Genomic DNA, 6,727 nt, shown 5'->3' with positions numbered 1-6,727 from the left:
TATAAACACTCAGGTAAGGGAGTAGGAAAAATATGTTTTGTAGTTTTATGGGGAAATAATTTTTTTTGGTTATACATTTTAAAAATAACTTGTTCATTGATTACATAATCTTCACGCCAACTACTAACTTCAACTTCACGATAATTGAGTTTTACCGCTGGTATTAGGCTTAGATTAAGTTGCTTAGCTGATGCAAGTCTATGATGTCCATCCATAACAAATAGTTGCTCGTCATGAATGATGATTGGATGTATCCAAAATCCAGAAGACTTGATTATTTTGCAAAGTTCCTGCTGATGCACAATGTCAATTTCTTCAGTAGCTGAAATCAAATCTATTGGAACTAACTCAACTAACATGACAACTCCAAAAGAATAGTATTCGTACCTTTAGCCAATGGTGTTGTTACACAACCCACATGACTTACTTAATAAAAACCTCTGTAAGCAACACAAAAATCATAACTATAGGCGGGAAACTAGTAAACGATTACAGTGTCAGATTCGGTGAGCATATATTTTTATAATTTGCGCACGTCTACTTTGTACTCATTTTAAAGTTCTTTAACTAGAATCAAATGATATAGGAGATAAGCAACTCATTAGCTCAATGACTTAAGCCAAATGTATATGATAACAATTATCATTACTATTAATATAAACTAAAGACCTCTTTATTACAACCGATAAAAGTATATAGTTGATTCATCTGAAAAGTGGTACGACTTACCCAAACTATTAACTATCTATTCAAGATTATGACTTAACCAGTCATATTGAAATCTATCGAGTAAGAGTTGAGAATCCATAAGGCAGCTAAGTTATATGTTATTAGTCCAACAACGATAGTCAGTTGGAAGAGAGGTATTAGTGTTAAACCGGCTAATAGATCCCCTCGTAAAATAGCAGACGGTGCTTCTAAACAAGATATTATTGACAATCCTGATGCTTACTACTATAAAAGAGCTGCTCGACTTGATTACAGTAAATTTGGTGTAGAGCGTGCCATGAAAAGGCTTAGTTATACCCGTAAAGAAAGCCTTGGACATTCTAAAGCTAGCTGACTTAAACGATTAAAGTATCAATTAAAGCTTAAGCATTATGAACGTCAAGGTTACCCAGTCATTTGTATGGATAAAATTAGCTTTGAGAAACTGGCATCAAAAAAGTAAAACCAATGTCATTGGCACTCTATATCATAAGACTTTGTTTGCCGTTGACTAATTTGAAATAAACGCCAATTGGAAGATAGTTTACAACTAGTTTAAGCATACCTTGATGCCAAAGCTCAATCGAAAATATGTCATTATGATGGGTATGGGAGAGAATATAGCAAAGCACTACTTTGCCCGAGTGCAAGAGAGAAGCAATGCTTGAGTGACCAGCTTTAAAAAGCCATGGCGAATTAGAAAACTTATGATGATGACTGTAATTTAATTTGCGTCGTTAACCTAAAAAATAATATCTGGTTTGGAAGGTTAAAAAATAGATTTGGTGAGGCCACTAATCGTTTACCTACGTCCACGAACTTCAGTACTTGTAGACCCTGGTCTAAAAGTAAGGGCGAAATAATTAACCAAGCGAACGAAATGAAGCTTGGTCAATTATCTTGGACTTAGGTGCGTAGGGCTTAGCCCCTATTCAACGTGATTATTCTTATGGCTAAAAGCTTTATACTGGGCATAAGAATAATCATGTTGAAGCACTTACCCTTTCCATCCTTACTTCCATAAATAGGCCTCGCTTAAGTGATACAGCCTCCACATGAGATAAGCGGTCAGTTGCCAATAATGCTTTGAATTATTGGCCTATTCCACCATTCTTTTGATTTCTCAAACGTAGTTTACCTTGATAGGGATTACAGTGAAAATAGCGCTATCTAAATACTTTAGTAACACCTTAAAAAATTTGTGGTTCTTTGAGACAAATATGCCCACTGATACTACCTGAAGATAGATAATAACATTGGAACGGAAGCTTGTCCGTTAATCTTACTCTTTTACTTTTAACCTAATTAAGTACAGCTTTTAGTAAACTCAACGTCGGAGACTCATTATTCCAATAATGAAAATATGAAAATATCAACTTGCTCTTTAACCAACTATTTCTATAGCGTACTTTCTGAAACACCAGCTATTTTCCTAACTTTTTCCTTATGACAGTCCAGCCTAACCAATAGCAAATCAGGAGGTGGTATGGGTTATTTTTTTGGTAGTATGGCAAATGAGACTCAGCCCAATAGGCTTAATCCCAAGAATCTTGGTAGACCTCAATAATGCTTAGAAATCAAGATAGGATATAAGATAAGTGCTATTACATTTCACTCTTGAACTCATCCATATTAAAATGAAAAAGTGTAACCGTGGGAAACGACGATAATTTAAACAAGTGTCTTCGAAAAGTATATTGAATCCAAGCTCTTTATTCTAAGCTTTTAAACTAGTTGTGAGTTTTTTATTATATATAGAGTACACTTTCAATAAATATAGGTGAAATTATGAATTTCTATTGGGTAGAAAAAACTCTTTCAGATAGAGATCAGCAACAATTACTATTTTTGGCTAACCATGTGGCTCAAAATGAAAAAACTGTTGGTTTTCATGAAAAGCTTACAAGAAACCAAGAGAAAATATATATTAGTAATATTAATCTCTATATTAACAGTACAACTCATGGGTTTTTAGTTGCTCGAAATAATGATGAGATTATATTTCATGTATTAATATCTTTAAAGAATGAACCAAACGCACAACATATAGCAAATGCTTCTAAAGTTATTGCCCACCCAGCTTATCGGGGTAAAAAAATCTTCCGAAGGGCTTTGTTTTATATAACTCAATATTGTGAGGAACATGGGGCCGTCAAGCTATTGCTAGACGCTAGGAAGGGTACTTCAGCGGAAGAAATATGGAAGCATATGGGTTTCATAGAATGGGGTGTATTGCCTGGATACGCAAAAGTTGATAACGTTGAGATCGATGGGTCATTTATGTACCAATCAATCGATTATCTGAAAAGTATTTCTATAGCTCCTATGCGACTACAATAATTTAATGATTAGTAGAAATCTAAACTATTAGGATTAACTTAGTAGAATAGTATGATGTTAAAGCCAACAAACCCTACCTTGATGCTTAATATCAGAGTAGAGTTTTGTATATAACATAGCATTTTGGAAACCCTAAACTATACCAGCCCCGATTTGGTTAAAGCCTCATCCAGCTTTTGGTTGTACTTTTGATCTAACCAGACTAAAGGTAATCTAATACCTTTTTTAATTCTACCCATCTTGTGTAAGGCATATTTAACTGGAATTGGACTCGTTTCTATAAATAAATCTTGATGCAAGGGAGCAACAACTTCATGATATTTTCTTGCAGTTTCCATATCTTGCTCAAGTGCCGCAGCGAAAGCCAAGCTCATAGCCTTTGGAGCAATGTTTGCAGTAACTGAAATATTGCCTCTACAGCCATATTGAGTTAATGTTAAAGCAGTGGCGTCATCTCCTGACAATACAACTAAGCGGTCTCCTACAAGTTCAATAAGTTTTTTACCGCGCTCAATAGAACCTGTAGCATCCTTTATAGCAACAATATTCTCAATGTTCGCTAGGCGTTCAACAGTTTCTTGATCTATATCAACCGCTGTACGGCCTGGTACATTATACAATATCTGTGGTATATCTATGGAAGAAGCGATTAGTCGGTAATGTTGATATAAACCTTCTTGAGGAGGTTTATTATAATAAGGAGCTACTAATAAGACGAAGTCGGCTCCTGCATCTTTAGCATGTTGAGTTAATTGAATCGCTTCTTTTGTGTTGTTAGCTCCAGTACCAGCAATTAAGGGTACACGTCCTGCAACTTGTGCGACAAAAAAACGAATTAACTCACTATGCTCTTGTATTGACAAGGTTGCAGACTCGCCTGTAGTTCCTGCGGCCACTATACAATGAGATCCTTGTTCTATCTGCCAATCTATCATATCAGCTAGATTAGGATAATCAATATCACCGTTTGGTAACATGGGTGTTACCATTGCTACCATTGACCCTTTTAAAATCTCTTGAATTTTTTTTTGATCTATGGACATAATATATAACTCACCTTGGAGTTTATTTTACTGTAGTATTAGCCTATAATTTAAAACTCTGCTTTTACTGCTAACATAATATTCCTAGGTTCACCATAAGATAAGGTACGGTAGCTAGCTACACCAGACCAGTACTCTTCATCAGTTACATTGTTCACATTAAGACTATATGTGACTGGAATACTTGATAGCTTATCTTTATAACTGGCGCGAAGATCAAGTTTGTTCCATGCGGGAATAGATTGTGTATTTTCCTGATTTACATAAGCACTGCCTGTGTGAGTGTAAGTCCCCCCCACGCTAAGCCCTTCTATATAAGGTACGTTCCAGTCTGCACCAAAACTTAACGTAGTCTTGGGTGTACCGATCGCTTGATTACCTTTTGCAACAGGATTTTGAGTTTGAGATAGCTTTGCGTCAATAAAGGCAACGCTACCCAATAAACTTAAATCATCATTTACTTTACCAAATACAGAGGCTTCTATACCTTTGTTAGTTTGCTCCCCACCTTCAACAAAGTATTGCCTCCCAGATTTTTCTTCAATTACACCAAATGGCTTTTTAATTTGGAAGAGACTTGCTGAACCACCAATATTACCAAAGTCTATTTTTGCACCTAACTCATATTGCTTACTTATATATGGCTCTAAAGTCTCACCCGCATTTTCTGCTGTATCTGGCGCTGTGTCGCCTGGACTTAAGCCCTCAGCGTAGTTAGTAAAGACTGAGATATTACTATTAACTGAATAATTAACACCTGCAACAGGACTAAAAGCATTCTGTTTGAATTCATTTATTTTGCCTTTGTTCATATTAGAAATGTCAATTTGCTGATACCGTCCACCAAGTAAGATTTTCAATCTATCATTATTGAAGCCGATTGTGTCTGAAAATCCAATACTTTTGAATGTAAGATCTGAACGCCTTGATACTTCAGTTGGCGCGGAGAGGTTGGGGTTAGGTCTATCTACTGGCTTATGGAGATTGGAAACAGCTTTAGCTGAATTTTTTAATGATATATCAAGTATTTGATCTAGATAGTTTGCCTGGATAACTGCTTGATGATTTATATTATTAGTGTCAAAATTTGCTCTCATTCCCGCTTCGGCTGCCTTTCGATCCGTATTAAATAAACCATAGCCAGAATAAACATCTAAACTTCCATCTCCGTCTGTCAATAAAGGTGTTGAAAAAATTCGATCAACATCCATTTTTGAGCCGCCAATCCCACCAAATACTGTAAGGTTAGAGTTTATATCGTATTCAGCTTTGGCATTCCAAGCCGAATCTTTTACATCGTAAAATTCCCATGGCATCTGAACATTTGAAGTGCCATTCGGGGCTTTTGGTATGTCAAAGCCAGGATAAACATAAATAATACGTTGAGGTGCCTCATAATCCTCATTCTGACTTATGATGTCAATGGAGCTACGTAGATTTTCTCCTTCATAATCAAGTGCAAGTGCGCCAATTGTTGCCTTACGTTTCTGATTATCAATAAACGTTTTACCGTCACTATGACTAAGATTTACTCGAGCACCAAACTCTTTATTAGTACCAAATCGCTGACCAATATCTGCATGGATACCTAATTCAGATTTTTGTCCATATTTTAAAGTAAGCGTTCGAGTAGGATCATGCTTTGCTCGTTTGGGAACGACATTGATCACACCACCAACAGACCCGTCGGGTGATATGCCATAGGCAAAAGCAGCTGGCCCTTTTAAAACTTCAATACGCTCAACATAGTCATTCAAAACTTTTAAGTTTGGAGAAACACCATACATACCATTTAAAGCATACTCACCAAAATTATTTTCCGAGGTAGCAAAACCACGAATATTCATAGTGTCCATGATTCCGTATTTAGAATGTGTACTAGTCACAGAAGCATCAGCTAATAACGTGTCGCCAACAGACTTATCTTGGTTTTTTTCTATTTTTTGTTCCGTAAAGCTTGATTGGTTAAAAGTAGAGGACATATAATCTTGATTACCCAATATACCTAAATCTGAACCACTACCCACATCACCTCCTACGAAAGCTGGGGGAGTTTGATTAAGGCTCGATATTGGCGGAGTTGTGACAGTAATAGGATCAAGAGTTGCCTTTGGAATAGAACTAGATACTGGCTCTGAAACTGGGAATATTACAGTTTTTTGAACCTCTGCATGCAATAGTGCAGGCATATAAAAAGCAGACATACAAAGGAATAGTTGGGTAGGCTTCATGATATATCCTTAAATTTATAAGATTTGAATGCATTAATATAAGTTGAAGTTAATACTTATTAATGATCCATATTTTATTATTTTAATAAGCTCGAATTAAATATTTCAGTGGATATGTTAACGGAGATTATAATTTTCAAGAATACATTAAATAATAATCATTATCAACTAAAAGAGTAAGTAGGCAGTATTCTAGTTCAGAGCAAAAATATACTTAAGTCAAATATTTGAAAATAGTAGTAAAATTTATATGGGTTCAATTTTTATTTTAATAAACACTTGATTTTAAATTAAATTTTTAAATAATTTTTGTGTGCTTGGGCGCTGTAAGGTTACAATTCTATGCTAAGTTATTTTCATACTCCTCGTCACAGCTCTTATACTATAGCGCTTAAACTAGTTACT

At 35.5% G+C, this 6,727-nt stretch carries 5 protein-coding genes; 2 read left to right on the top strand and 3 right to left on the bottom strand.

Annotation, left to right across the window (positions count from 1 at the left end; all coding sequences use genetic code 11):
- Positions 1–359, bottom strand: a 359-nt coding sequence (locus EGV92_RS13675) for a ParB N-terminal domain-containing protein (protein ID WP_131669871.1), incomplete at its 3' end; no start/stop codon positions are given.
- Positions 360–796: 437 nt separating this feature from the next.
- Here EGV92_RS13675 and EGV92_RS14385 point away from each other — a divergent pair.
- Positions 797–1,063 carry an IS630 transposase-related protein gene (locus EGV92_RS14385; protein WP_131669870.1) on the top strand — a complete coding sequence of 89 codons (267 nt, stop codon included), beginning with the start codon at positions 797–799 and terminating at the stop codon, positions 1,061–1,063.
- Between the two features lie 1,433 nt (positions 1,064–2,496).
- Positions 2,497–3,048 (top strand): GNAT family N-acetyltransferase, encoded by a 552-nt coding sequence (locus EGV92_RS13665; protein WP_131669869.1) that lies wholly within the window; start codon positions 2,497–2,499, stop codon positions 3,046–3,048.
- A gap of 137 nt (positions 3,049–3,185) precedes the next feature.
- On the opposite strand, the gene dapA is transcribed toward EGV92_RS13665, so the two are convergent.
- Together dapA and EGV92_RS13655 are read right to left on the bottom strand one after the other, a co-directional pair.
- Entirely contained in the window at positions 3,186–4,091 is a 906-nt protein-coding gene (dapA, locus tag EGV92_RS13660; RefSeq protein ID WP_131669868.1) for a 4-hydroxy-tetrahydrodipicolinate synthase, read from the bottom strand.
- Positions 4,092–4,141: 50 nt separating this feature from the next.
- The gene (locus EGV92_RS13655) at positions 4,142–6,322 is read right to left on the bottom strand and encodes a TonB-dependent receptor (RefSeq protein ID WP_131669867.1); all 2,181 of its coding nucleotides are present in this window, start codon (positions 6,320–6,322) and stop codon (positions 4,142–4,144) included.
- Positions 6,323–6,727: the final 405 nt, after the last annotated feature.

Origin of the sequence: Psychrobacter pygoscelis, assembly GCF_004335015.1 — a bacterium.
GTDB lineage: Bacteria > Pseudomonadota > Gammaproteobacteria > Pseudomonadales > Moraxellaceae > Psychrobacter > Psychrobacter pygoscelis.
Note: the sequence above shows the minus strand (reverse complement) of the source record. Positions and strands in the feature narration are given on the sequence as shown.

What these genes read in the sequence shown, in the direction of transcription:
- EGV92_RS13665 (WP_131669869.1), top strand. Translation starts at nt 2,497, where the DNA reads ATGAATTTCTATTGGGTAGAAAAAACTCTTTCAGATAGAGATCAGCAA.
- dapA (WP_131669868.1), bottom strand. Translation starts at nt 4,091, where the DNA reads ATGTCCATAGATCAAAAAAAAATTCAAGAGATTTTAAAAGGGTCAATG.
- EGV92_RS13655 (WP_131669867.1), bottom strand. Translation starts at nt 6,322, where the DNA reads ATGAAGCCTACCCAACTATTCCTTTGTATGTCTGCTTTTTATATGCCT.